The sequence below is a fragment of the Spirosoma endbachense genome (assembly GCF_010233585.1).
Classification (GTDB): Bacteria; Bacteroidota; Bacteroidia; order Cytophagales; family Spirosomataceae; genus Spirosoma; species Spirosoma endbachense.
On record NZ_CP045997.1, the window covers coordinates 6411543 to 6438186 of the forward strand.

At 47.2% G+C, this 26644-nt stretch carries 25 protein-coding genes; 9 read left to right on the plus strand and 16 right to left on the minus strand.

Features of this window, described 5'->3' with window-relative positions:
• The first annotated feature begins 378 nt into the window (after positions 1-378).
• A complete protein-coding gene (locus GJR95_RS26135) occupies positions 379-747 on the plus strand; it encodes a hypothetical protein (RefSeq protein ID WP_162388661.1) in 369 nt (122 codons plus the stop codon).
• Between the two features lie 121 nt (positions 748-868).
• Here the strand turns inward: GJR95_RS26135 and GJR95_RS26140 are convergent, their stop codons facing one another.
• From GJR95_RS26140 to GJR95_RS26165, 6 genes are all read right to left on the minus strand, one after another.
• Entirely contained in the window at positions 869-1405 is a 537-nt protein-coding gene (locus GJR95_RS26140; RefSeq protein ID WP_162388662.1) for an RNA polymerase sigma factor, read from the minus strand.
• Positions 1406-1761: 356 nt separating this feature from the next.
• On the minus strand, positions 1762-2106 hold the full coding sequence (locus GJR95_RS26145; protein ID WP_162388663.1) for a hypothetical protein: 345 nt from the start codon (positions 2104-2106) through the stop codon (positions 1762-1764).
• Between the two features lie 8 nt (positions 2107-2114).
• Positions 2115-2465, minus strand: coding sequence for a hypothetical protein (locus tag GJR95_RS26150; RefSeq protein ID WP_162388664.1), 351 nt, complete (start codon positions 2463-2465; stop codon positions 2115-2117).
• A gap of 22 nt (positions 2466-2487) precedes the next feature.
• On the minus strand, positions 2488-2838 hold the full coding sequence (locus tag GJR95_RS26155; protein ID WP_162388665.1) for a DUF6686 family protein: 351 nt from the start codon (positions 2836-2838) through the stop codon (positions 2488-2490).
• Positions 2839-2965: 127 nt separating this feature from the next.
• The gene (locus GJR95_RS26160) at positions 2966-3313 is read right to left on the minus strand and encodes a hypothetical protein (protein ID WP_162388666.1); all 348 of its coding nucleotides are present in this window, start codon (positions 3311-3313) and stop codon (positions 2966-2968) included.
• A gap of 732 nt (positions 3314-4045) precedes the next feature.
• A complete protein-coding gene (locus GJR95_RS26165; protein ID WP_162388667.1) occupies positions 4046-6199 on the minus strand; it encodes a M3 family metallopeptidase in 2154 nt (717 codons plus the stop codon).
• A gap of 639 nt (positions 6200-6838) precedes the next feature.
• On the opposite strand from GJR95_RS26165, the gene GJR95_RS26170 reads away from it, so the two are divergent.
• Together GJR95_RS26170 and GJR95_RS26175 are read left to right on the plus strand one after the other, a co-directional pair.
• Positions 6839-7777 (plus strand): M23 family metallopeptidase, encoded by a 939-nt coding sequence (locus GJR95_RS26170; protein WP_162388668.1) that lies wholly within the window; start codon positions 6839-6841, stop codon positions 7775-7777.
• Between the two features lie 89 nt (positions 7778-7866).
• Positions 7867-8133 (plus strand): hypothetical protein, encoded by a 267-nt coding sequence (locus tag GJR95_RS26175; RefSeq protein ID WP_162388669.1) that lies wholly within the window; start codon positions 7867-7869, stop codon positions 8131-8133.
• Between the two features lie 210 nt (positions 8134-8343).
• Here the strand turns inward: GJR95_RS26175 and GJR95_RS26180 are convergent, their stop codons facing one another.
• Together GJR95_RS26180 and GJR95_RS26185 are read right to left on the minus strand one after the other, a co-directional pair.
• Entirely contained in the window at positions 8344-8706 is a 363-nt protein-coding gene (locus GJR95_RS26180; protein WP_162388670.1) for a VOC family protein, read from the minus strand.
• Between the two features lie 224 nt (positions 8707-8930).
• Positions 8931-9902 carry an MBL fold metallo-hydrolase gene (locus GJR95_RS26185; RefSeq protein WP_162388671.1) on the minus strand — a complete coding sequence of 324 codons (972 nt, stop codon included), beginning with the start codon at positions 9900-9902 and terminating at the stop codon, positions 8931-8933.
• A 386-nt stretch (positions 9903-10288) separates the two neighbouring features.
• On the opposite strand from GJR95_RS26185, the gene GJR95_RS26190 reads away from it, so the two are divergent.
• On the plus strand, positions 10289-10969 hold the full coding sequence (locus GJR95_RS26190) for a phytanoyl-CoA dioxygenase family protein (RefSeq protein ID WP_317167019.1): 681 nt from the start codon (positions 10289-10291) through the stop codon (positions 10967-10969).
• A 373-nt stretch (positions 10970-11342) separates the two neighbouring features.
• A complete protein-coding gene (locus GJR95_RS26195; protein WP_162388672.1) occupies positions 11343-13046 on the plus strand; it encodes a tetratricopeptide repeat protein in 1704 nt (567 codons plus the stop codon).
• Between the two features lie 94 nt (positions 13047-13140).
• Here the strand turns inward: GJR95_RS26195 and GJR95_RS26200 are convergent, their stop codons facing one another.
• Both GJR95_RS26200 and GJR95_RS26205 read right to left on the minus strand, forming a co-directional pair.
• Complete coding sequence (locus GJR95_RS26200; RefSeq protein ID WP_162388673.1) at positions 13141-14247, minus strand: OmpA family protein; 1107 nt, start codon at positions 14245-14247, stop codon at positions 13141-13143.
• A gap of 218 nt (positions 14248-14465) precedes the next feature.
• On the minus strand, positions 14466-15599 hold the full coding sequence (locus GJR95_RS26205) for a hypothetical protein (RefSeq protein ID WP_162388674.1): 1134 nt from the start codon (positions 15597-15599) through the stop codon (positions 14466-14468).
• 252 nt (positions 15600-15851) lie between these two features.
• Here GJR95_RS26205 and GJR95_RS26210 point away from each other — a divergent pair, with 252 nt between their 5' ends.
• Together GJR95_RS26210 and GJR95_RS26215 are read left to right on the plus strand one after the other, a co-directional pair.
• On the plus strand, positions 15852-16361 hold the full coding sequence (locus GJR95_RS26210; protein WP_198424747.1) for a hypothetical protein: 510 nt from the start codon (positions 15852-15854) through the stop codon (positions 16359-16361).
• 1016 nt (positions 16362-17377) lie between these two features.
• Positions 17378-17836 carry a hypothetical protein gene (locus tag GJR95_RS26215; protein ID WP_162388675.1) on the plus strand — a complete coding sequence of 153 codons (459 nt, stop codon included), beginning with the start codon at positions 17378-17380 and terminating at the stop codon, positions 17834-17836.
• A gap of 72 nt (positions 17837-17908) precedes the next feature.
• Here the strand turns inward: GJR95_RS26215 and GJR95_RS26220 are convergent, their stop codons facing one another.
• Positions 17909-19408 carry a helix-turn-helix domain-containing protein gene (locus tag GJR95_RS26220; protein WP_162388676.1) on the minus strand — a complete coding sequence of 500 codons (1500 nt, stop codon included), beginning with the start codon at positions 19406-19408 and terminating at the stop codon, positions 17909-17911.
• A gap of 149 nt (positions 19409-19557) precedes the next feature.
• Between GJR95_RS26220 and pckA the strand changes: the two genes are divergently transcribed.
• Together pckA and fbp are read left to right on the plus strand one after the other, a co-directional pair.
• Positions 19558-21165 carry a phosphoenolpyruvate carboxykinase (ATP) gene (gene pckA / locus GJR95_RS26225; RefSeq protein ID WP_162388677.1) on the plus strand — a complete coding sequence of 536 codons (1608 nt, stop codon included), beginning with the start codon at positions 19558-19560 and terminating at the stop codon, positions 21163-21165.
• Positions 21162-22193, plus strand: coding sequence for a class 1 fructose-bisphosphatase (fbp, locus tag GJR95_RS26230; protein WP_162388678.1), 1032 nt, complete (start codon positions 21162-21164; stop codon positions 22191-22193). The genes pckA and fbp overlap by 4 nt, the downstream gene beginning before the upstream one ends.
• 51 nt (positions 22194-22244) lie before the next feature.
• Here the strand turns inward: fbp and GJR95_RS26235 are convergent, their stop codons facing one another.
• The 5 genes from GJR95_RS26235 to tcuA are packed head-to-tail and all read right to left on the minus strand — an operon-like array spanning position 22245 to position 26627.
• Entirely contained in the window at positions 22245-23525 is a 1281-nt protein-coding gene (locus tag GJR95_RS26235) for an MFS transporter (protein ID WP_162388679.1), read from the minus strand.
• 4 nt (positions 23526-23529) lie between these two features.
• Entirely contained in the window at positions 23530-23748 is a 219-nt protein-coding gene (locus tag GJR95_RS26240; RefSeq protein ID WP_162388680.1) for a DMT family transporter, read from the minus strand.
• On the minus strand, positions 23745-23939 hold the full coding sequence (locus GJR95_RS26245) for a hypothetical protein (RefSeq protein WP_162388681.1): 195 nt from the start codon (positions 23937-23939) through the stop codon (positions 23745-23747). Before GJR95_RS26245 ends, GJR95_RS26240 begins: the two co-directional genes overlap by 4 nt.
• Entirely contained in the window at positions 23926-25083 is a 1158-nt protein-coding gene (locus GJR95_RS26250) for a 2-methylaconitate cis-trans isomerase PrpF family protein (protein ID WP_198424748.1), read from the minus strand. The genes GJR95_RS26245 and GJR95_RS26250 overlap by 14 nt, the downstream gene beginning before the upstream one ends.
• Positions 25080-26627, minus strand: coding sequence for an FAD-dependent tricarballylate dehydrogenase TcuA (tcuA, locus tag GJR95_RS26255; RefSeq protein WP_174260230.1), 1548 nt, complete (start codon positions 26625-26627; stop codon positions 25080-25082). Before tcuA ends, GJR95_RS26250 begins: the two co-directional genes overlap by 4 nt.
• Positions 26628-26644 lie beyond the last annotated feature (17 nt).

Consider the following 26644-nt stretch of genomic DNA (forward strand, 5'->3'; position numbering starts at 1 on the left):
GTGCCCAAAAATGCCCCTTTCGTACTTCTTTGGAACAGTTTACCGTCCGAAAACGGACGGTAAACTGTCCAGATGTGGACGGCCCTTGGTCGTTATTCTGCTCACCTCAACGATGCACCTAAAATAGGAAGAGAAGGGTACGTCTGCCGGTTTGGTGAGAATAGTAAGGCTTAACCTATCTGTCTCGTAAAACGCCCGTGGCTGATGGCGTAACCTAGATTGACGCTCTTTGAGTAAATTGGCTATCTTTATTCGTGACAGGCAAACAACTTTGTCAACTGCGGGTTTATTGACTTATGCCAAAGCCAAAGGCTCCCTGGCTACCACTTGAGGATCAGGAAAATCGTTACATTTGTTTCTCGTGTAAGCGCATAAGCAATGCCGATCAGTCAGCCCCTTGATATTGAACAGGCCAGAAACCTACTCCTTTTCCTATCGGTTGATGGAGTAGTGGGCGTGACTTACCCTGAGCAAGTGTACTATGCCCAATTTACCAAAGCTTTAAAAGACATTCGGGCAGCCACGCTTAATTTGGAACAATCGGCTGAAATCATAGTCGCCGTGATCAATCAGGGGTGTAAACTGGCCAAATCAACCGAGTGGATTAACCGGGAACTGCTCTTTGAGGCCCAGGCAGTATGTCTCAACATGCGTAACGAGTTAATGCTGTCGGCTGTCAGGCACGCTCATGGTAGTGATATAGCCCTGGACTTGTATAATGAGCGCTTAAGTCGTTATGACTATTGATTGCTAAACTTGCTTATCTGCGAAAAGTAAGCAAACAGTCTTCCCAAATCCTGATTCAGCTACTGGCCAAATCAGGATTTATTGAATCAGAAGGAACCGTCCCTGGAGGTATAAGGAGCACTCAAACAAAATCGGCATACATAGCGACTAATTTATCCCGGCTTCTCTTCAGCCTCATCTTAATCGCGCTTTCTGTGAGCTGGTAGCGATCGCTAAGTTCCTTAATCGATAATCCCTGCTCATGTTTTAGCCGAAGCAGCAGCACCTCATCAGGCGGTAGCTGATCCAATACTCCCTCTAACCGTTGTAATGAGGAGTGGGTTGATTCTGCATCCTCCGCATCCTTAAAACTGTTCGTCAGTTCATCCGATAAGGCCTCTGTCGAGAATCGCTTTCCTAATCGCAGCTGATCCAGGCAGTAGTTGTGGGCAATGGCATACAGCCAGGTAGATATTGCTGAGCGGCTTTGAAAGCGATCCAGCTTGGTAAATGCTTTGATAAAAATATCCTGGGTGTAATCCTGTGCTGTCTCGGAATCATGGGTCATAGACAGACACTTTTGAAAGACTTTGTGGACATACTGAGAATAGAGTGTCTCAAAGGAATCAGTGGTAGTCGCCGGATGATGTTGCTCATGGGGCAGGCTAGTTTGTTGCATGAAGAGGGCTTGTGAACGAGTAGTTTAGGCTAGTTACGGATATAAAGGTAAGCTGGATTCCTGGGAGAACTTTGTGGTATAATTTGCAAATAAATATGACCATTTTGTCTATGTTAAACAAAAAAACATAAACAATAAGGTGCTTGGGATTATAATTGTACTTTTAGTATTGATAATATAATTTATCTAATTAGGCATAATGTTTTTGTTTAACCTATCTCCTCCCAGCTATTTTTTGATATAGATCTACTATTTACTAGACGGTATCTGCCTATGAGTTGATAGGTAGTTGGCTGATAGGGCCGTTGCATTGCCATTGGTCAAGTAACGATACCAGTGCACCTATTAAAAGAGACTCATATAGCTTGCGTAATGCCATTTTCGATCAGAAACTCGTTCAATTCGATCAAAGTTAACGAGCCGGATAACAGATCGGCCAGGTCCATGACCTCGTCGGGGTAGAATTGGAATGCCTGACCGTCCATTCCTGGAGGGCAGAGCCAAATGGAGACCGCTGGCGACGAGGTTTGTGACCGCTCGATGCCTGCTGCCAGTCGGGCAATTTTTCGATCAAACTGCCGTAGCATCTCTGTTTCCAGCGCGCACTGGATCTCCCCAAAATACAGCCTGAATTGGCCTTCGTAGGGGCAGTAATGCACGCACCCGTAACAACTGGCATAGAGTGGTTCGTTAGTGGGCATGCACCTTGTTAGTTTAGAGGGAGCTGTCTCTGGGTGAACAGATTCATATCCAGGCGCATACAGGCCAGACTCAACCCCCGCAGGAGTCGATCCCGATCGTTTGCGTTCAGGTGTAACCCAACGGCCTGAAAACCTACCCGCGCCGTCGTATCACGCACATCGAGCAGGTTCACTACATAATTAGGAGAAGTTGGTAAACTATCCAGTCGGGTAACCAGCGCATGCAAATCGGTTAGCGTAAGGGCCAATGCCATACCCTGGAAGTAAAGCTCAATTTCTCCGCAGCAGCGGCACTGAGCCAGCAGTAAACCAGGTTCATCGACTAAGATACGGTGAGAAGATTGTGAGTCAGCGATCATAGATTTTGGGATTTTTGACGGATCAGTTCATGCGGCACCGATCCAAAATGCGTTCGGCCTCCAGGATCGGTGCTGCCTCGGTTAGAAGCGCACAGAGATTAGTCAAATCTGCTTCCGAAAACAGCAGAAAGTAGTTTGGCACTGGCGTTGCCAAAATCAACTTCTTACCATGAGTGGTGCAAAAGGGGCGCGTGGTCAGCCGATCAGCGATCAGTTTGGTAAAGGCGCCAATCTGATCGAGTGTAAGGCAAAACAGCGAATTCTGAAACGCTACGTTGATCGTGCGGCAACCTTCACATATCCCTACGTACCCAAATTCGTTCTCGGCAAAGGTTCTAAACGATCCGCCGTCGTGATGATGATTGTGATTCATAACAAAAGCAACTAATCAGGAAGATTTGATTTGAGCCGTGGTAATTCAGGCGTTTTCGTGGACCAAATACGAACGGTAATCCGCGAGTCGCTCTGAAGTGACAATCAGCCATTCACGGGCGTTGGAATTAATTGACATCATTCCATATTCTGGACAAACTGGTGACTTTCAGGGCCGACCACCCCAATAACGCCTTCAATTCTATCAGGTCAGCGCGGGTTAGTAAGCCAAATAACGTAACGTTCAGCGCTTCGCTGTGAGTAGAATGGCCATCTAATTGGCTGGATTTAACCGGCAACTTCATCGGGTCATAGGCCATAACGGAGTCGTGGAGACGAAGAAATTCATCGGCTGTCAGATAACGGTACAGGGTACCAAACTGAAAGGCATACCAGAGTTCACCGTTGTTGTGCAGTACAACCTTACCTTGTCGGGTTTGGGCCAGTTGAATCGGTAGTGCTGTCCAGTTTTTCATTGTGACTTCGTTTTGTGCCTGAGCGGACGACCCGACCGAACAATGGTCAGTCGCCACGCTGAGGACTTAAATCTATTCAATTGATTTTCAGTGAATCAGGAGCTAAGTAAGCATGTCCTGTGGTATAAATTCTTAACTTGTCTATACCAGCAATAGCAGGTGCTCATAGAGTTTTAAGTAAGAATCTGACAGTTACAGAACATCGAAAGACTAGAGGTTATGGCACAAACGTATTTCTTATTTATAATTATTCCAAATAATTGCCAAAGTTATTTAGATTGAATATAAATAATCTGTACAAATCCTGTTCGGATGAGATCAGGTTTTCAATCAGGAAAGTGAATAGTATAGCCAATTCCTTGAATCACTTCCCCGTTTTTTTTCTGGTTAGTTTTGTATAATTCAGGCCAGGGATTCGTCATAAATCGACCAAAGATTAGTGGAATATATTGATCCGTGAATTCGACAGTATAGCGGTCGATATGGTGGTGATTTGTTGTCGGTTTCTCAAAACCAACACGGGGAGGACGGTTCGCCGATGCGACGGTTCGCCGATGCGACGGTTCGCCAGCGGTGGCACGGCTCGAAGCGAAAGGCCAGAATTTACACTCTAATTAAACAAAATTTCACAACGTAGATCGTCTCGTTTAATGCCCTGATTCTTATTGTTTTAAACGACAACGGGAGACCTGAAAGGGCCTCCCGTTGTCCATGATTGATACTCGGTCAAGCTTATACGTCCTTCATTAACCCACGTCGGCGAAGCAGGGGCTTAATATCGGGTTCACCACCCCGGAATTTGCGGTAGAGCGTCATCGGATCCTCAGTGCCGCCCCGTTCGAGAATGTTTTTACGAAACGACTGGGCTGATTTTGCATCAAACAGCCCCTTTTGTTTGAACACCTCGAAGGCATCGGCATCGAGAACCGCCGACCAGATGTAACTGTAATAACCCGCCGAATAGCCACCCGAGAAGATGTGCTGAAAGTAGGTGCTCCGATAGCGTGGAGGAATCTGATCGATAAGGCCAATCTTGTCCATTGCCTGTTTCTCGAAGGCTACTACATCTGAAGGGGCCTGACCCGGCTTCAGCGTATGGTAGGCCATATCGAGCAGCGAAGCGGCTAAATACTCACTGGTTTCAAAGCCCTGATTGAACAGGCTGGTCCGTTTGATCTTGTCGACGAGCGCATCGGGAATGACAGCGCCAGTCTGATAATGTTTGGCGAACAGTTTCAGCATTTCGGGTTCAACGGCCCAGTTTTCCATAATCTGCGACGGTAGTTCTACAAAATCGCGGGGTACCGATGTACCTGACTGGCTGCCATAATGAACATTTGACAGCAACCCATGCAGGGCGTGGCCAAACTCGTGGAAGAAAGTGCTGGTTTCGTTTAAGGTCAGCAGCGCAGGCGCATTGCCACTCGGTTTGGAGAAATTGCAGACAATGGAAACAACCGGCGTTATTTTCTTGCCATTTTCGACTTCCTGCCGACGATAGCTGGTCATCCAGGCGCCACCGCGTTTGCTGGCTCTTGGGTAAAAATCCATATAGATCAACCCCAGATGTCGCCCATCTGCCTCTTTGACCTCATACGCCATAGCATCTGGATGGTACACCGGCACGTCGGTACGACGCTCGAAGCGCAGGCCATAGAGCCGGTTGGTAAGCGTGAAAATACCCTCCCGCACACTTTCCAGGGAGAAGTAGGGTCGTAATTCCTGCTCGTCGAGGGCGAACTTTTCTTTACGTAGTTTCTCGGCATAATAGCGCCAGTCCCAGCTGGCCAGTTTCTCGCCTTTGTTCCGGTCCGAAACCGCTTCTTTGTCCATCATCGCCTGCAAGTCGGCGGCTTCCTGCCTGGCAACGGGGACGGTTGCCGACCAAAGCTGATTCAACAATTGGGCTACTTTCTCCGGGGTTTGGGCCATACTTTCTTCCAGCACGTAAGCGGCATGGTTGTCGTAACCCAGCAACTGGGCTTTTTCGGCCCGTAGTGCCACCATGTTTGCCATGATTGCCTTGTTGTCATGCTCGTCATTGTGATTGCCTCGTTCGAGGTAGGCCCGGAAAATTTTCTCACGCAGGCTCCGGTTGTCAGCATATTGCAAAAACGGCATAATGCTTGGGTTTTGCAGAGTGAACACCCACTGTTGAGCCGACTTGCCATCTGCCAGATTTCGCTTCCTGGCTTCCTCAGCGGCTGCAGCTACGACTGAAGCGGGCAAACCACTCAGATCTTCAGCTTTGTCGATGACCAGCGTATATGCATTATTTTCAGCCAGCAGATTCTGGCCAAACTTCAGTGTCAGTACAGACAGTTCGCCGTTAATTTGCCGCAGGCGGTCCTGCTTATCAAGGGTCAATGCCGCACCGTTCCTCACAAAGTTCCTGTACATCTTTTCCAGCAGCCGCAGTTGATCGCCCGATAGTTTGAGCTTGCTGCGATCTTCATAAACGGTTTTCACCCGCTTAAATAACAGCGGATTGAGCATTACATCGTCACTGTGTTTGGCTAGTTTGGGGGCTACCGTCTGGGCAATTTTCTGTAATTGATCATTGGTATTAGCCCCGTTGAGATTACCCAAAACAATGTTGACCCGACGGAGCAAATCACCACTGGCTTCAACCGCTTCGATGGTGTTGGCAAAAGTTGGGGCCGCTGTCTGTTTGGTGATGGTTGCCATTTCGGCTGTTTGCTGCCGAATACCCTCCTCAATCGCTGGCTCAAAATGCTCGGGCTTTATCTGATCGAAGGGTGGAACACCAAACGGCGTGTTGTAGGGGCTAAAGAACGGATTTGTCGCGGAATCGACCAGATCGACGTCAGGTGCAAAAGCTGTCATCAGGATAGTCAGCGCTAATAGAGTTAGTCCAAATTTCATTTGACTGAGAGGATTCGTCACTATTCAAGTGATATTCTGTAAAAATAGTATACCCCCTTCATAAGGCTATCAATTATATTCATGGTATCCTAATTTTAATAGGATTGGATTATGGTCGGACTGAATCAGTTAAGGCCAAAACAGAGGCTGTTGATATCAATTTCCTGGGGCGCGAAACAGCGAATTCTTTCTTTATTAGCCTACGCAGTTATAGACTTAGTCCAGGCTGCCCCGCAACTTTTGAGATTAATCCATTACAAATTCGGATACGAATCAAACAAAAAAGTGCTCAGATTATTGAATTTGTGCGCTTTAGCTTTGCCTTCCAGAAAAGTCGGTTCAAGTGATTGAAATTCAATAAATTACCTCTATTTCCCATTATACATACCTTTTGCTTAGCCCCAAGTTTACTAAAATTTGTAACACTATTGTTTATAATACATACATTGCAAAAAAATGTACTGATACCAGGCCGCTTTGGATGATGTCTTATTAGTATCTAGTGCTTTTTCCAGTATACCTGCCGGTAGCACCCAGGATATGTTTGTTTATGACGCCTAAATCGCGACTAAGGGATTACAAAAAAATCTTATTTTCGTTCGCTTTGCTCCACCCAAAACCGCTTATTCTAATTTTGCCATGATTCGCCTGCTCACACTCATCGGCCTAACCCTTTTGCTTTTCGCTAGAGCCAACGCCCAATCGCCAGTTGAGGTATTTTATGAAAAAGATAACACAGGGGCGTATGCCTTTTACAGTCGTAATACTGCCTTCTGCCCCTACACCATAACCATTACATTCACCGAATTGAACGGGATGCGTTCCTCAGCAACGCTACCTTACCAGACAGAGGTTAGGCCGGGGCAGCAGTCTCTTTTTAAGCTACAGCCTCAATCCAATCAACCAAGTTCGTTTCGATATACATTTAATTTCATAAAGGGCTGTAAACGACCTAAAGCCGATACGACAATGGCTTATCTGCTGCCAGCTAGTCCGGGAAAACGGGTCATTGTAAGCGAATTAGCTTATATCGGTAAACTCTATGCCGGTCAGGCAGAGCCCAAGGACTGGTATTCGCTGGCCATTAAAATGAATAGTGGAGACACCGTGTTTGCGGCTCGCCGGGGAATGGTATCAGCGGTGGTCAGGGATGCCGCGCCCATCGGGACTCATCTGAGCTTTCACCGCGACGACAATAAGGTCGAGATCAATCATGCCGACTGTAGCTTTGCCACCTACACTGTTTTCCGGCCGAAAAGTATTTTTGTTGAGCCGGGTCAGTTTGTCGAAGCGGGCACCCCACTGGGTATTGTTGGGGGTGAAAATTACGATTTTGGACCGCATGTGCGGTTTGCCGTGCATTATAATTACGAAGCTCCTGTGATCAAAAACGGTCAGCCCACCGATCAGAAGCAGTATTGGGCCTATATACCGGTTCGATTCTGGCTCAAGGATGAGCAGAAAGCTGGACGGTTAGAGCCTCGAAAGCCATACCTGTCTGAGCATCCTGAATCTATTATTGAACAGGAAATGAGCAAACGGGAAGTGAAGAAGTGGCAAAAGAGTCACGTAAAATGAGGACGTGCCATCAGAGAGGACGTGCCATCAGAATAGATTCAGCGTTCTGTTGTTATCGATGTGCTAAGACGGCAAAGAGAAAGCGAGATGTGGCCGTTGTCAATCTTGACCCTACAGATGAATCACGTAAGCAAGAAGTAGATCGCCTTTGGCATATTCTGCCCAACCAGGACCCTAAATATGCCGGAAATTATGTTATTCCGATTGCTTTTATTCTTGGCGAAGGTGGCCAAGATCGATTGAAGCCGATTTCCAATCAGGAAGACAAATTCAGCATACAGGGTTCCTATATGTTGCTCAAAGAGGTATCGGTGACAGGCTGGCTCGAATGTGAGCGAAGAGCATTGTCTAACTAAGTGCTCTTGTAAAAATCTTAGAGCAATCTCATGTTACCGCCTTTATAATTTCTGGTTTTTCTCTCATACATAATTCTGAATTGTCGTAACGAGAATACGAAAGAAAAGAGTGGTTAATACTGCATTTTTTGTCGTACCGAATAGCTATTCACGCTTCTAAAACGCCTTGTGCTACGGGAAGCCGTGTCAACTGAAGTCGTGACACATAGTTTACCATTGTTGAATAATTAAACCAAGTTGCTTATCGATTAAAGCAAATTCTTTCGCTCCCCAGGGCCTAAGTGTAATTTTATTTAGATTGGGATGAAGAAACTCAGGATAGGAAGATGTTATCTTTTGGTAAGCCTCTTCGATATCATCGGTTACTAATCTAAATTCAGGATTATGTTCTTGAGCTAACTCCGCGTTTTCAAAAAGATTAATACGTAACCCATTTTTTTCAATCACACAAAATGGATTGCCGGTACCTAATTCATTATGTTCGATAGTAAATTCAAGACAATTGACGAATAATTTTAAAGCGTCGTTAATGTCCGTGTAAAACACATTCGGAACTATTTTAGTAAATTTCATAATTGCTTCTTTTTGTTTTTGTATTTATCAGGACCTGGGTTGACGTGGCTTTTCGATTGACTATATGATGCTCAGGAAAGTTCAATTTAGTTGCCTGATAGCAAGTTAATATTCTTTCTATTACTGTATTATTATGGCTAGTATGAATAAGAATTATTTATGTAAGTTGCTTATTGGCCATTTCTATATAAAACGTAGGATTATTAACTAATTATTCAACATACCTATTCGCGTTTTGCTCGGGACTTAATATGGCTTTGCGCCATTCGATACACCTGTGCAATGAACTTTTCCTGACTTGTCACAGAAAGGTTTGGGTCTAGTTTGGCCTTGGTTTCTTTTATGATTTCTGCCAATGGTTTTCCCTTTCTGTATAAGATCATAACCTGATCGCGAATGAAAGCTAGTACGTTTCGATAGACAAGTAATTCTTTTTTGGAACACAGTGGACCATGTCCGGGAATAAACCGGGTATTATCGTCCGCACGAGCTAATAGCGTATCAACGGCTTCAATCATGCTAAAAATAGTACCTCCTGCGTCTTCATCAATCACGGGTAGGCCGTAGGTGACGAAAATATCACCAGTATGATAGATATCTGCCCGTTTAAAATGGGCTACTGCATCGCCATCGGTGTGGGCATTTTTGAAGTACAACAACTCAATGGTTTCATTGCCTTCATGAAATTCGGCCTTATCGGTAAAGGTTATGGTAGGAAGTGCCTGAGCGGGATAGGGCTGTTGAACTTCGTATACGTGACCACGAATCACTTGTTTAGCCATCATGCGAAGCCGGGTGTTGGCGTGGGCGACAATCGGAATCTTTTCAGCACCAAAAGCAATATTGCCGTTGGTATGGTCGAAATGATAATGGGTATTAATAATTGCCTTGATGGGTTTAGACGTAATGGTCTGTAGGAGTTGCTTAATCCTGTTGGCAAGTACAGACCACTGATTATCGATCAGATATACTCCGTTATCGCCCACAAATACCCCAGTATTACCGGCAATTCCATTGGGCGAGATAATGTAAATATTCTCATGGATTTTGATTAGCTTTTCTGGAATACTGCCCATTGATAAGGCTAATGTATCAATATACTGAGTGTTCTCTTTGGGTTCTCCTGCATCCTTAACCTGCGCTCTTGCTGGCAGCGTAAGAACTAACAGACAGTATAAAGCACGTAAACCTTTCATCTGGTTTGTGTTTTTATAAAATTTGATGAATAGATAAACTGGCCTATTCTTAAGATCGCCGATTCCTACAGTTAAGAGTACGTGAAGATAGTTAAGCAGGTAAGCATGAGGCTATGTGTATTAGTTAGTAATAAAACAGTTACACCTTTATGGCTAAATCAACTACGGTACTGAATGTCAATAAAATAAATCTGCCATGCTAACTATAAACTATTTAGCGAACGGCAATCTTAATCGTATCAGGGCTTTCGCTTCAAGCCGTGACACCGCAATCGCGGACGACGGTGGTTAACCATGACGCTCTAAAATAACCAGGGCCCGCCGTGCAGTGACACACCGCTGACGACCCTGAGCGGGGGATCCTAATTTCATTTAGCTACAAAGCCATGCTGGAAGGTTTGACTAAACAACAAATTGAACAATTTGTTCATGATGGGTTTATCCGCATCGATAACGCATTTTCTGAAGAGAATGCGCAAGAAGTGAGGGACATTCTTTGGCAAAACTTGCCCTGCGATCCTAACAACCCTGGTACCTGGACAAAACCCGTAATACGACTTGGCATGTACGCCCAGGAGCCTTTTGTTCGGGCGGCTAATACGGACGTGCTTCATCGTGCATTTGACCAGTTAGTCGGCTTCGGAAAGTGGATTTCCTGTAAAAGTATGGGTACGTTTCCTGTCCGTTTTCCGTCAAATGATGAGCCAGATGATACGGGCTGGCATGTAGATGCCAGTTTTCCGGGAGCTAATCCTGCCAACTATTTAGAATGGCGTATTAATGTGCGATCAAAAGGTCGTGCTTTACTCATGTTGTTTCTGTTTTCGGATAGTACGAAAGATGATGCCCCACCCGAATCCGTACGGGGTCGCATCTGGATGTCGCCCGATTACTGGCGGAAGCAGGAGAAGCAGGACTTTCTTTTATGGAACTTGCCGGTAAACTGGAGCAATTACCCCAAAGAAATGAAACAATGGCCATTGGGAAAGCAGGCACGGTTTATCTGTGTCATCCTTTTTTGGTTCATGCAGCTCAGCCTCACCGGGGCAAAGAGCCAAGATTTTTAGCCCAGCCGCCCTTATTGCTCCGTAATGAGTTGATGATTACGGGCTCAGAAGTGGGCTACACGCCAGTAGAAGAAGCTATACGTATTGGTCTGGAAAATTAATTGATTCATAAATAGCCAATTGGTGAACTGAAAATCAGTTACTTAGCTTTTGTTGATGTTAGTGAGTAGTAGAGCGTGTATAAGTCAGGTTAATCTAAAAAAGCGTATAAACGGCTTCCACTTAATAAAAGTCTTAACACATTCTTAAGGCCAGTATGTACCTTACATATTGGAAATTCAAGGCCATAAAACCAGGACTTTCGCTCGGAAGCACGGTCCGCCGTTGCGGCCAGCACTAGTTAGTAAGGCTATATTCATAAAATCAGGCTAGTATGAAGCGTCGAAAAACAGTCCGGATAACTTTAGTTGCTGTCCTTTTAACGACCTTATTTGTCTTTAATTCAGCGCGTAGACCAGTTCTGGAACGTAATAATAGTATAGTGCTTTGCGGATCTGGGTCCGATGGTATCGTCAATCCGATGGAAAACGGCAAGTTCATGGTTCCACTACCGGGTTGGGGAAATTATTCCTACAAGATTTCGACGACTACCGATAGTGCGCAGTTCTATTTTGATCAGGGCCTGACGATGTATTACAGCTACCATATGAAGGAAGCTATGGCTTCTTTTAAAGAAGTGTCCCGTCAGGATCCCAATTGTTCAATGGCGTGGTGGGGGCAGGCATTGGCGGGCGGGCCTTATTATAATGCGGCTCATACCTACACCGTTCCGCCAGGCATGCCCGCTATTCTGACACGCATGAACGAACTCGCCGATCGCGCCAGTCCGAAAGAGAAAAGGCTGATTCAGGTGATGAATACCCGCTATTCGTCTGATCCGGCCGATGCCAACCGGAAAGAACTCAATCAGGCTTATGCGTCAGCAACCAAACAGTTAGTAGCCGAATTTGACGATCCGGATATTAAAATGCTCTATGTGGACGCCATCATGTTGATCCATGCCTGGGATTTTTGGACTAGCGATGGTAAGCCTAAGGCCTGGACTCAGGAAGTAGTAGACATTAGTGAAAATGTGCTTAAAAAATACCCGGATCATCCGGCCGCTCTACATTATCATATCCACCTGACCGAGGCATCTAAAAATCCACAGGTGGCCCTGGCCAATGCCGATAAACTAAAAAACCAGCTTCCGGGGGTTGCACATATGGTTCACATGGCGAGTCATGAATACCAGCGGAATGGGCTTTTTGCCGAAGGAGTGATTGTCAATGACAAGGCAGATGTCAATCTGTTAAAGTATGATTCGCTGGCAGCAAATCTTGGCCTGGTGAAACATTCACCGCATTATTTTGCGGTACAAACCTATTGTGCCTTGAGCGGGGGTATGTACGAAACCGGTCTAAGGGATGCCCTCCGGTGTCGCAAATCAGTCTCTCCTGTCGCCGGGAATACCTACGATCAATATCTGTATATGCTGCCATCGCTAACGCTGGTCAGACTAGGTAAATGGAATGAGATTTTAGCGTCGGAGAAGCCAGCCGGAGACTGGGGTTATGCAACCCTTCTCGATCATTTCTCACGGGGAATGGCTCTGGTGGGTACCGGAAAAATCGCTGAAGCCCAGCAAGAGCAGCAACTTCTTGTTGACGGATTAAAAGACCCCATTCTTGAAAAGCGACGTATTCCTTTCAATGCCCCGCTTCCAGTGGCCCAAATTGCTAATCATATTTTGGAAGCCTCCATCCTTTTTGCCGACAAAAAATATGAGCAGGCTGTCGTAAGCCTGAATAAAGCGATCAGCCTGGAAGATCAACTAATCTACACGGAGCCTAGTGACTGGCCTTTACCAGCCCGGCAATTTTTAGGTGCTTACTGGCTTGGCATGAAAAAGGCAAGAGAAGCTGAAGAAGTATACCGCCAGGATCTGGTTCATCATCCCGGTAATGGCTGGTCTTTAGTAGGCCTTCACAAAGCCCTTAGCCTTCAGGGTAAGAGCGCTGAACTGCCGCAGATTGAAGCCAGTTACCGATCAGCCTTTTCGAAAGCTGAGCATATTCCCACTTCTTCGGTTTACTAAGTCGTTTCTACACTTTTTTCTTTATATATCATTGAATATTAGATAATTATATGGTAAAAGTATACGTCTGGTTTTAAGTCAGGCTTTGATCATATTACCTGGGAGAAAGCTGGATAACCACACGTCTGCTGATTGTTTTTACGGCCTCTGAAGCTTCTGCCGATGCCTTTGTATCGGGGCCTTCCCAACTGGCCTTAATCTGGTTAGCAGGGACACCGCGCTCTTTTAAATAATTCTCCACTGCTTTTGCCCGGTACTCCGCTAGAACCAGATTCAATTCGCGTTTTCCTACATTGTCCGTGTAACCAGTCACCGTTGCTACCAGGTTTGGCTGCTTTACCAATCGATGCGCTAGTGAATCCAACGCTACTTTGACCCCCGGCCGTAGTATATGACTGCTTTGATCGAAATAGAGAATATTAATGCTTAAAGCGAGTTCAGTTGCGGTGTATGTGTTGGGTGCGGCCTCATTTAATGTACTTACTTCAGCAGGCTTCATGGCCTTAACCGCCTTAAACGTAGCACCCGGCCTGACGGTCATTTTTTCGCTGAGAAACAAACGATTATCGAGCGTTGATATGGTGGTTATATAGTCATCGGGCGCAATTGGAAACGATCGGCTTATCGGCGATTTATAGGCAATAGTCGCCTGCAAATGACTCGATGGTTTAGTCAGACTGGTTAAGTGATACTTTATCGTCAGGCTATCAGGCATGGAAAAAAATAGAGCCAGTAGAGCGCCTTTGTCGGGAGGTATCGGTGGTGAGCCTATTTTGGCCATAGCTGTTAAATTGCCTATATTAAACCGAGCCTTTGGTGGAATGTCCGTTGTAAAATGAACAGGTATGGTAACCGGTTGATACCCTTTCATCTCAATAGTTAAGTGAGTGGCAGAGGTAGGCAGTAAAACATCAAAATCACCTGATGGCTGGCATTCCGCTAGTTTCGAACGACCTTGCTGAGTCACCGCGACAAGGCTGGCTTTCAAGCCAAGCGCTGTAGCATAATCATGACAACGTCCGAAAACGTGATAGGAAGCCGTTGTCGATTTGGCCTGTGCTTGAGCCTGGGCTACGACGAACAGGCAGGCGATGAAGCCCAGGAAACACCAGAGCGATCTCCATCTGGTTTTGGCACTAACCACAGGCATGAACGTTTTAAACGGCACGATTAGCCGAAGGTCTACATTAGAAACGGTCATACAAGTTTATACTCCAGGAAAATATGGAGAATAATAATCAGTAGCACGAGGTAATTCAAACGCGGGGTCCGCGTTGCACTTGCCAATGAACTACTCAATGATCCGTGAATAAGTTTATACTGTTTCATTTGCCATCCGGAAGCACAACCGCACCAGTGGCCGATAGATTTCCTTAACGAATTGATCAGCGATCAATTCTGTCCTATCCGGGAGGGGTACTACTCAAATTTGCCAGGCTTTTGAAAAATATAACTATTCTGCTTTGGTAAGATTTTATCTAACCAATTCATATTCTGAATTGTCAGGCTGGCAGTCCCATTTTTGAGAGAATCAAACGAAATGCCGGGTTGTCGAATGAGTAATTCACGACTGGCTAATGGCTCGCCCAGACTACTAGCCCTAAAATCGTAGGTCGTGCAAACGCAGATTAGCGTATCCGTTCGAAGCCAATCGTGGTTTTCACCCCATATGCCACAATTGAAATGCCGATAACCAATGGCATCTTTTCGGCCATTCCCATTTTGGTAAACACTCATGAAAAAATGGAGCTGGGGAATAGCGCCATCGATAAATTCAATCCAGCCGGCGAATTCCATGGCTTTCCAGTAGCGTTCGAAAGTGAGATAACCGTCTTTATCAGATGCTATAGCCCAGGCTATCCGATTGAAAATATAGTCATCCGTTTTTCCCCGGGCTTCATACGTACGATTGTAGCTGTACCAATTACCTATGACGCCTTTGGCCAACGTAGAAATATGCGCTCTTTTTCGAATGATGTGCCCTTTGGGAATGGCGGAGGGCTGTTTAGTGAATAATAGCCAACTTAGTATCACCAGCATACCAACCGTTCCGATAGCAATCACTTTCAGCCAACGTACGTGAATCCAGAGACGTTGATTGATTGCCGTCAGGCTTTGAATGGTTCGTGCCGCGTCAGCATCAGCTTTTTCTTTTTCATTTTGTACTGAATTCAGGTCTGACTCATAGACATTTTTATACGCGTTAAAATCGGGATAACCCAGCGTTTTTGCCAGTGCCAGAAAGAACTCTGGATTGGCATTAATATCGGCCTTTTTCTTAATGAGATTATCATAATGATTCCGGTAATTGCTTCCACTGAATCGGTGTCCTGTTTTCAGGGCGACATAGTCCGGCAACCGATTTTTACCGAGGTAGGGGCTAAATTTGGCCCATATTTCCTCCCCTTTGGCATTGCGCATGTTACCCAACACCTGATTCATGGGAGCAGGTGGGTTCTCAGGACCATTGAATTCCAGCTCTAATTCTTCCCGAAAATACTGGCGCAGGACTTCGTTCCACAATTTTTCAAATAGCAGGCGGTCGGTAACCATAAAACAAATTAAATGAATCGCTACGGCCGATAAGAAAGCGCCAAAATAGAGGGACTACACACGTTGTTATCGACAAAAACAGCTGTGTAAGTCTGTGTAAGCATCGCTGCACACAACTAAATAAAGGTGCAACCTTGACTTTACAATCAAAAATAATGGAAATTTCATACCGAAACGGCAGAAGGCCATCCCAGGCTTTGTGGCGATAGCTGCAGCCTTTCAATTACTCAGACCAGTTAAACACGTTCGACAATGAAAACTCTTATAGCCGAATATCAGGCAAAATCAAACAACTCATTATCGTTTGAGTTGACGCAGGGCAATGAATCGATTGGGAAACTTTCCTACAAAAACTGGTTTCAGTTTACTGCTTCAATCGAACTGGCGAACTATTCGACCTATCAGCTTATTCCAAAGGGATTTTGGGGATCAACCATTGAACTTAAATACAACGACACTGTGCTGCTGAAATTCTCCATGAACTGGAATGGAAGTATTGCCCTACAAACCTATTATAATGACATTGAGAAAGAATATATTTTTAGGCACCAAGGTGTTTTTAACGAATCTTTTAGCCTCATAGACCAGGACGAAACTGAACTATTAGTCATGAAGCCACATCTGAAATGGAGCAACCTGAATTATGAATATCAGATCCAAACATCCGATCGTTTTGAGTCTTTTTTAAATAAAGAAATACTACTGCTGACTTCCATACACTGCGCCAACTATTATATGTCAATGATGGCCGGTACTTATTGACCCGTGATTTATTGACCCCGAATAAATTTGAAATGCTTACGTTGCCGCCTGGGAGGAACACCTGTATTATAGAGTTATTCACTCATCAATAATGCTTCAAACCTAAACAGGTCAAACGAGGAATTTAAGCACAATGGTTCAATGCAAAATGACTAGTATGGATAAAGATTTTTGCAATTATTTGACTTCTGCGGATTGTGTTAATGGATGCAACTTTTAAATAATGTATGACAGTTAGTAGGTTTAACTAAATTAATAGTTAGATTTGCCACGCCGTACTAGCTATGAAAATGACTTTATCCAGTATACTTAGGGGTTCAGTGAGCTTGAGTGCAATTCTGGTCTTACTAGTTGTTACTTTTACCAATGATCATTTTAAGTTTCAGTACGTTATATTTACTGAAGTCTTAACGTTAGTTATCGCTTCATTAAGTTTATTTAAAAATATATTTCAGCGAATAGCTAGAGACTCTTTATTGCTATCATTCTTTTTACTTTTTATATTATCGTTATATGTACTTGCAAGATCGCCGATAACGAATGTTCCAAAGCTAATTCGGGATTTGTCTATTTGCTCTCTTATACTTTTATCCTACTCTATAGTAAGCTATTTGTTTGTTTTATTAAAGGAGGATTTTGATCGATCGGAAGGAAAAAAAATAGTTTTTGCATCGACTTTAATTGCGGGAATTTCTGTACTTGTTATGTACTCTTTATATCATCTATTTAAAATACCATTTTGACGCTGATCGTATCAATAAGAATAGCAAAATAGCTTGTTCATAGGTGAGCTATTTTGCTATTCTGTTGAGAAAAAAAGGCCGTTAAACAATTGTTTATTAGAACCTCAAATTCGATTTGAGTTGGAGGATTTACTTCTTTGCCATAAAAGGTAAATTTCTTAAATCACAATATAAAAGAGAATTATCTCAACTCTATAATGGAGCTTTGAATTAATCTGTAATGAAGTGTATGCTTTTTTATGAAAGGAGACTACTATAATTGTAATTCGCTGCATGAAAACTCAGAGAATCGTTGAATATGATTGGTTTTACCTCAAGCCAAGAATTCTTATTCTCCTATGCATACTATCGTTTTTAGAGATACATGAATATGATGACAAATGGAATCTGCCTATCATCATATGGGGATTAATGGGAGTTTTTGCTGGGGCAGGGGTAACAAAAATCATTTCTGGCTTATTTGTATTATGCTGGCTTTATCTATGGGTGCTGATCTTGCAAAAAAAAATGGCTCTTAACGCGAAGCTAATAACTCCCTTTGTAGTTCTTTATGCTGATGCTTTATTGGCAGGGTATCAGCAAATAAACTATTACGCAAGCGTGGGGCATATAAATGAACGAGCTTTGTTCTACATCATACCTTTTGTTGCCTTTCTAACCTGCACTATATTGCTTATCAGGGTATTAAAAGAAGAACTAGTTAGTGTTTCAGGCCAAAGCCAGAGAAATTAAGAAAGCATTGCCTAAAATTAATACCGCCCTTATCAGCACGCTCCGTCACGGCTCGTTCTATTTTGAAATAACTCATTTGCCAGACGATGCCGCACGGAGTTGCTCGATTGTAGCCTGAATAGTCTTCATCCGTTGCTGGTGCGACAGTACAGTCGGGGGGGCGGCCCGCACGGTACAGTCAGCGATAGGACAACGCTCACAAGTTTCGCCTACCTGAACGGTTGGTAACTTCGGGTCGCCGATAAAGGGGATCTTCTCGAGCAGCGTTTCGTCGATGGGAAAGCCAATATTAATGCTGCTATTATCAGGGGTGGGGGGCGACGATTTGGCGATCGAAAAGACAAAATACGTCGTGTTGTTGGTCACGAATGAAATGCGCTGCGCCCGGCAGATAGGTTGTCCATCCCACTGCCCCGATTCCTGAAGCTGACGAAGTTCGTTCAGAATCGTTACCGACATCTGTCTGCGGCAATAATGTTCGTCGCGGGCGATGCCATGTGGCGTATGCAACTTGCTCAAGTGCAATTCCTTGGCCATAATAAACCGGCCATTGAGTAACTGATTGAAGCGCAGAAAAAACAAATTATTTAGCCCGAAATAACCCGATAGTAGATTGGTAACCCGCAGCAGAAACATCTCCGGCGTCACTGTAAACTGAGCCAGCATCTGTAGCATTCGTTCGTTGTCCCAATCGGGTTGCTGCACCATTATCCTTAGTTTGTCGAGTAGCTGCTGCCGGGGAATCAGAATGCAGCGGGCGAAGTAAGACGCCTGGAAGTTATGCAGCACTTCATCGAACGATCTGGCTTCCAGTACAGATGATTCGAGCGGTCGGATGGTTAGTCCGAGCCAGTGATAACCTACTTCCCGCGACAGCGTAAAGACTTGTTGTTCAATGGATAATTCGCTGTTTACAAGCAACTTTTGTTGTTCTGGCAGGTAGACCGATCGAAGCGACATCAGAGCAGGCTGCGTGGTTTCGTCGTAAAAATCGACGGTGCAGCCATATACCTCATTCAGAACCCGAATCAGCCAGTTGCCATACTGGCCGGGCAATTCAGGCCGCGGGTAATCGGTCAGGAAGGTGTCTGCCTGCTTTTCGAGTTCCTCGAAATAATTATTGTGCATGGCCTGGTATGTCCGTAGGGCCGAAAAATAAAACTGCTCGACACTCAGATCGTAATTCCGCCCGATTTCGATCAGTGTATTGATAAATGCGCTCAGCTTCGCCGGGGCAGTGGCCATCACTTCTAGAAAATAGCCTGGCTCAATACCGAACAGATCTAATGGTAATTCGGTCAGTATGTTGGAGTTAAGTAGTTCTACAACCGGTTCCAGCGACTTGCTGACCTGAAGCGATACAAGGGTATCATAATTGCTATTGAGTGCTTTGGCTAAAGCAAATATCTTCTCGGTCTTCGGGTATTTCTTCCCTTTTTCTATTTCGTTCAGGTACGATGGTGATAAACCTGTTCGGTCGGCGAGTTCATAGGTCGATAAGCCCAGATCATTACGTAGCTGCTTGATTTTCAGGCCAAAAATGAGCCTTACTTTCTCCCGGTCGGTTGTCATACTGCAAAAATAGCTATTCGCAGAGAATACGTTGAGAAATAAAGAATTTTTAGCGATTGAAAATATTTTAGCGAACATTCGCTTTTTTTATAATGATCGCTAATTATATTTGTCGGGTAAACGATTTATTCACCGAAACTCCTGCTTCTATGGTCGCTAAAGTTGTTCGTCGCCCCCAGTCAGTGCACACATTGCCCAACGAAAAGGCCCTGAAATTTCTGGGTGTGCAGACGAGTAAAGAAGTTCATTTTCAACTTTCACCAACTGAACTGGTTGAGTACGCGCTGCGTCAGGGTGAGGGCGTACTGACTAACACCGGCGCGCTGATGTGCGCTACAGGACGCTACACGGGCCGGTCGCCCAAAGACCGGTATATCGTGCGCGACAGCCTGACCGATATGAAGGTAGACTGGGGGACGGTGAATATTCCGTTTGACGAAAAACGATTCGATCAGCTTCACCGCCGTATGCGCCATTATGTGGAATATCATCCTGTTTTTGTGCGCTACGCACTGGCCGGTGCTGATCCGGCTCACCAATTGAAACTGTGTATACTGACCACGTCGGCCTGGCATAATCTGTTCTGTAGCAATATGTTCCTGCGCCCGGCAGATGACGAGCTGGTCGATTTTGAGCCCGACTTTACGATACTGGCAATTCCTGACTTTATGGCGATTCCGGATGAAGACCAGACCCGTGGCAGCAATTTTGCCATACTGAATCTATCCAAACGGGTTATTCTGATTGGTGGTACGGGCTACGCGGGCGAAATCAAGAAAGGTGTTTTCTCGGCACTTAACTTCCTGCTGCCGCATAAGAACATACTGCCTATGCATTGCTCAGCGAACGTCGATCTGGGCGATCCAACAGACGTAGCCTTATTTTTTGGGCTGTCGGGTACAGGTAAAACCACACTGTCGGCTGATCCTGAACGTGGCCTGATTGGCGATGATGAACATGGCTGGAGCGATGCGGGTATCTTCAATTTCGAAGGGGGTTGTTACGCTAAAGTCGTTGATCTGACCCGGGAACAGGAGCCGCAGATTTTCGACGCTATCCGCTACGGATCGATTGTGGAAAACACCCGTACGCTCCGCAACTCGCGCGTTGTCGACTATACCGACACGACACTGACACAGAACACGCGCACGTCGTACCCGATTTCCTTCATCGACAATGCCGTCGAGCCGTCGGTAGGTACGCATCCCCGGAATATTTTCTTCCTGACCTGCGATGCTTTTGGTGTGCTTCCACCTATTTCCCGACTGACGCCCGAACAGGCGATGGATTATTTCATACTGGGCTACACGGCGAAAGTGGCGGGTACAGAAATGGGCGTTACCGAACCAGAGGTTACGTTCTCGGCTTGTTTCGGCGCTGCCTTTATGCCTTTGCATGTGAGCCAGTACGCTCATATGCTGGGTGATAAAATCCGTCGGCATAACGTGAATGTATGGCTCGTCAATACCGGCTGGACCGGTGGTAGTTTTGGCATCGGGCAGCGTATGAAACTGGCTCACACCCGTGCCCTGATCCGGGCCGCTCTGACAAACACGTTGACAAACAGCCCCTTTGCAATACATCCGGTATTCGGCCTGGCTATGCCGACCGCCTGCCCCGGCGTACCGGCAACAATTCTGAACCCACGCCAGACATGGGCCGACCCAGCAGCTTACGACATGAAAGCCGACCATCTGAATAATCTGTTTATTTCTAAACGGAAATCCATTACCAACGCTCCGACAGCTACCGTATGATTACCTTTATAGATACAGTAGTACCCGTAGCAGCGCAATCTGCCCAACCGGACCTGGCTCTTCCGGTTGGCACCACCCTGGATCGCTTCATCCTGAGCGAACAGAGTGCATTTCCGTTTGCTACGGGAGAACTGTCGCAGTTGTTGCGTGACATTGCGCTGGCCAGCAAGATTATTAACCGTGAAATTAACCGGGCAGGACTGATCGATGTGACGGGTGCTGCCGGAACCGACAACGTGCAGGGCGAATCGCAGCAAAAACTCGACGTCATTGCTAACATTCGGTTTATCCGTGCGCTCAAAAATGGGGGTGAAGTCTGCGCCATTATTTCGGAAGAAGAAGATGACATAATTCTGACGGGCAACCTCAACGGTAAGTACGTCGTAGCCATCGATCCGCTGGATGGCTCCTCCAATATCGACGTTAACGTTTCTATTGGAACGATTTTCTCGATCTACCGCCGATTATCGCCTATTGGCTCCGTGCCTACTCTTGCCGACTTACTTCAGGGTGGACGGCAGCAGGTGGCGGCCGGGTACGTACTATACGGCTCATCGACCATTCTGGTATTTACGACCGGGCAGGGTGTCAACGGTTTTACACTCGATCAGTCGCTGGGCGAGTATATTCTTTCTCACACCAATATGAAGCAGCCCCGGACGGGTTCGATTTTTTCGTGCAACGAGGGGAACGTAGCGGAATACCCGGATAAGATCCAGACGTATTTGAATACGTGCAGGCAACGCCGGATGACAGGTCGCTACATTGGCTCGCTGGTGGCTGATTTTCACCGAAATCTAATCAAAGGCGGTATTTACCTTTATCCGCCTACGTGCAAATCACCGGGAGGTAAACTCAGGCTGCTATACGAGTGCTTCCCGATGGCGTTCATTGCCGAACAGGCTGGCGGAAAAGCAACCGACGGCAGGCAGGCCATTCTCGACATTGCTCCAACAGATCTGCACCAGCGTTTGGTACTGTATGTAGGTTCGCCTGATCTGATCGACGAGTTGCTTACGACAAAATAAACGAAAAGCGACCTGAATTTCAGGTCGCTTTTCGTTTATGATAGGGTGGTATCAGGCAACAATTTCTTTTGGCTTTATGGTTGATTCCGGTTCGTCGCGGAGTTGCTGGCTGGCGTCGATCCTGAACCACAGCAGACCGCCCACGATAACGATGCCGCCGATCAGCTGAACCGGAATTTCGTAGCTCCCGGTGGCGTGTAAGATGAAACCGAAGGCAGTAGCCATAATGGCCGATCCCAACTGTCCGGCCAGGCCCATCGTACCCGATACCGCCCCGGCATGTTGCCCACCAATGTCAGTCGCTGCCGACCACGACACGGGCAGCGTGAAGTCTTTAAAAGCCAGCCCCAGCCCCAGCAGTACAATGGCGATGCTGCTATCTTTAGTCAATGAACCGGCAATCATGCAGATTCCCGCCATGACCAGCCCAAACATACCCACGTAGCGACGACCAAAGGTCAGTCCCCGTTTTTTGGTGAAATAATCGGAGGCAAATCCACCAGCCAGACAGCCGAACATCCCTAATATAAACGGAAGCGATACCATCCATCCCAACTGTGATTTGGGAATGCCCCGCCCGTTTTGCAAATATTTGGGCATCCACGACATGTAGAAATAAGCGCCATAAAGCAGGCAATGATACATACCCATCAGCGCCCAGATGCTGGAGTTACCGAAAACCATTTTCCAGGAAAGTAGCTTGTGTGATACGGCCTTTACGCTACGACTGGCTTCGATTTCGATGATTTCGTCGGGGGTGATTCCATGGATGTCGCGGGGTTCGTCGCGGAACCACCAAAACCAGTAAGCCGCCCAGAGCAGCCCCAATCCGCCAAACAGGTAAAACACGCCCCGCCAACCGAAACTTTCGGCTAGCTGGATCGACATAATCGGTGCCATGGCTCCGCCCATCCTGCTACCCATCCAGACAATCGACTGCATACGGCCCCGCTCGATCGATGGGAACCATCGGGCAATGGCTACCGATACGGTCGGAAACGCACCCGCTTCACCTGCTCCGAACAAAAACCGAACGATCAGCAGGAAGTAAAAGCCCGTAGCCAGACCCGTCAGCAGCGTAAAAACCGACCACCAGAGCACAATGCGGAAAAGAGTCTTACGCGGTCCTACCCGGTCGACCAGCAAACCGGTTGGAATTTCAAAAGCTCCGTAGGCCAGCGAAAACGCCGACATAACCATGCCCCACTGCTGGTCAGACAGGCCCAGCTCGCGGGTGATATCGTCTCCTACTGACGAAATGGAGTTGCGGTCGAGGTAGGTGATGATCGCAAAAACGACGAATACAAGAATGAGTTGATAGCGTTTTTTCATGATGTTAGAGGTCGAGTTGTTTTGCGTTGTCAGCAGGCCGGGCCCGTCGGCGAAACGACAATAGCTGGCCGGTAAAAATCAACACCATACCCAGAATACTTTGCTGGGAATAGTGCTCATCGAACGCGATGTACCCAACGATAATGGCGAAAATGACTTCAGAATAGCGGATAATGGCTAGAAAGCTAATATCTTCGGTAGGTGCCTGGATGGATTTGGTCATGATGTTCTGGGCCAGAACTCCACGCTCAGCAACCAGCCGATCACCGACCGGAAAAAGATGTGCTGTGCCCTGTTGAACTGAGGCAACAGCCTGATCAGCGACTGCAAAATGGTGAAGCGTAACGTGCTCAGAATCATATACTGTATAAATCGGCTGATTCCATTCAGGCAGGGTGGGTTAGTAGAAGACATACCCCTGCATTAATTTACGGGCTGTTCGCATCGTACCGACCTTTCGAACCTGAATCCGATCCCCTTGTCTGTCAAGCTCAATGTTGACTTCGATCACGCCCGCTGGATGCTCAATTACGATAAGTTCGGTCGGTTTGCCGTTTTCGCGACCAACTTCGCTGGCTACTGTGCCTTTGATCTTCAAGGCCGTGCCGATACAGATAGCCCCCGTAACCGCGTGGCTGGGGTGCAGGGTGTGCGGAGTCAGGTAACGTGACCGGATGTTGGCTGTTTTAGTCTGGGGCGTTGAGAGAATACCGACCTTGGGCAGTACACTGTTCGATACGTCACCCAGCCCCGCCAGCCGACCGGCTTCCCGGCGGATGCGTTCCAGTCTTTCCATCAGCACCCGGTTCGTTTTAAAAAAGGATTCGTCTTCGCCCCCTGTCAGGCCAATAGCATCGGCTCGTAGCAGCACCATCACCGTACCCGCGTCCAGAATCGACACGTCCAGGCTGTCGATTCGGTCTTTGAGGTGGCCGGTGGGCAGGAGTTTCTTTGTTTTGCCGCCAACCTGATCGAACAGATTCATGAGGATAGGGGCCGCCGTTCCCGGCACGCCGTCGATCCGGGCCGTACCGGTATACTGCACCCGACCGTTGGGGGTCTGCACGATCTCCTCAATGACGGAATTTGTGTTGATATTGTATATCATCACCTTCGTTTCGGGACCGGTGACCTTCACCCAGCCTTTCTCGATGGCAAACGGGCCAACACCCGCCATCATGTTACCACAGGGTGGAAGGGTATCGACGAGTGGATTTTCCAGATCGATCTGAGCGAACAGGTAATCGACGTCGATGCCGGGGCGGGTCGACGGCTGGGCCATGACGACCTTACTCGTTACGGTTTCTGCTCCCCCCAGCCCGTCAATTTGCCGGGCGTCGGGCGATCCCATGATCCGCAACAGAATAGCGTCGCGTTCGGTACGGTTGCGTGGCAGGTCGCGCAGGTCCAGGAACGGGCCACGCGACGTGCCTCCGCGCATAAACACGCACGGAATGGCATTGGCGGGTGGTACAACCGGTTGGCACTGGACCAGCATCGGGAACATACCGGCGTGCCAGCACATAAGTCCAATCAGGAGTGCGGTAGGTCGTTTCATGAGTTTAGCGAAGATGGTTTCTGATGACTATATTGTGCTGCCGACTTACCCGCGTACCGCCCGAAAACTGCACCAGAGGTTAGGCCGGAGCCGCCAGGATACCCGTGGAAGAAAACGCCCCCGACTAGTTCGCCACAGGCAAACAGGCCCGGAATCGGTTCATCGGCAGCGGTCAGCACTTCGCCGTTTCGATTTACGGCCAGTCCGCCGTAGGTGAAGGTAATACCACACGTAACGGGATAGGCTTTGAATGGCGGAGTGACGAGTGGATTGGCCCAGTTGGTTTTTTCGGGGAAAAGCCCCGCTGTACGTTTGCCATCTTTTCGGGTTGGATCGAACGGTATATGATCGCTGATTTCAGTAGCCCGATTATACGCGTCAACGGTCCTCAATGCGGTCGCCTGATCGATGCCGTCGAGTTTCCCGATCAGGTCGCTCAGCGTATCGGCTTCCACGACGCTCGTAAACCGGAACCGGTAGTCGGCATAGAGATATGGTTCGACACTGGCGTCGAAAAGCTGCCAGGCAACGTTTCCCGGCTGCTCGATGATCGCCTTGCCGAACTGGGCATAGGTGTAATTTCGCATATCCAGTCCTTCGTCGACGAACCGCTCTCCGAGCGCGTTGAGCATCAGTCCGTACAGATACGATATTTTTCGGTAGTGTTTGCGTTCGTTGTGCGGCAGGTCGATATTGCCATAATCGGGCATGTTCTTGTCCATCGGCACGGCATGGCACCCACCAAAATTCCCCCGCAGAGCCGCCCCCAGTTTAGTGGCCAGTTCGAGACCTTTACCCGTATTATGGCGGGTGCCCCGCACTTTGGCGTTGGCCCAGGCATCGCCAAGAAACTGCGTACGTAATTCTTGGCTGGCTTCAAATCCCCCGCAGCCCAGCACCACTGTCCGGCACGGAATCCAGATGGGTATACCTGAACGCAGGCATCGCACGCCCTGCATGTCACCCGCCTGCATCACGATTTCTTCGGCGGAGCAATTGTACAGGATCGTTCCCCCTAGCCGTTCAAACTCCGCTCGTTCGGCCCGCACCAGCCCGTCGCCTTCACCTTCTACGTCAAGGGCCAATCCGCCCCAGAACGTATGCCGACCGGCTTTCAGAAAACTCTGCCGGGCATAGCTGGGGTCGAAACGAATATTATGACTCGACAGCCACTGCATAACACTCAGGCTTTCATCGACCAGAAACTGCTGAGTTTCAGTGGGTGGTTCACCCTGATTAAAATACTGGAGGTCGGCCAGAAACTGTTCTTTCGGGTAACTGCCGAAGTCAGTATTTGCCAACCGATCGTCGGTCAGATCGCGGATCAGGGGCTTCAGGTCCTCGTAAGAATAGAAGGCAAAGCGCATGGCTCCGGCTGTGTAGCGGCTATTGCCTCCCCACTCCAGGGCATCGGCCTTTTCGACCATTAGTACATGAGCACCGTTTTCGAGGGCCGAAATGCCTGCGCACAGGGCCGCGCTTCCGCTCCCGATAATTAATACGTCGACACTTGGCAATTCATCCCGGTTAGGTATAATCGTCATCAGCTAGTAGGTAGAGG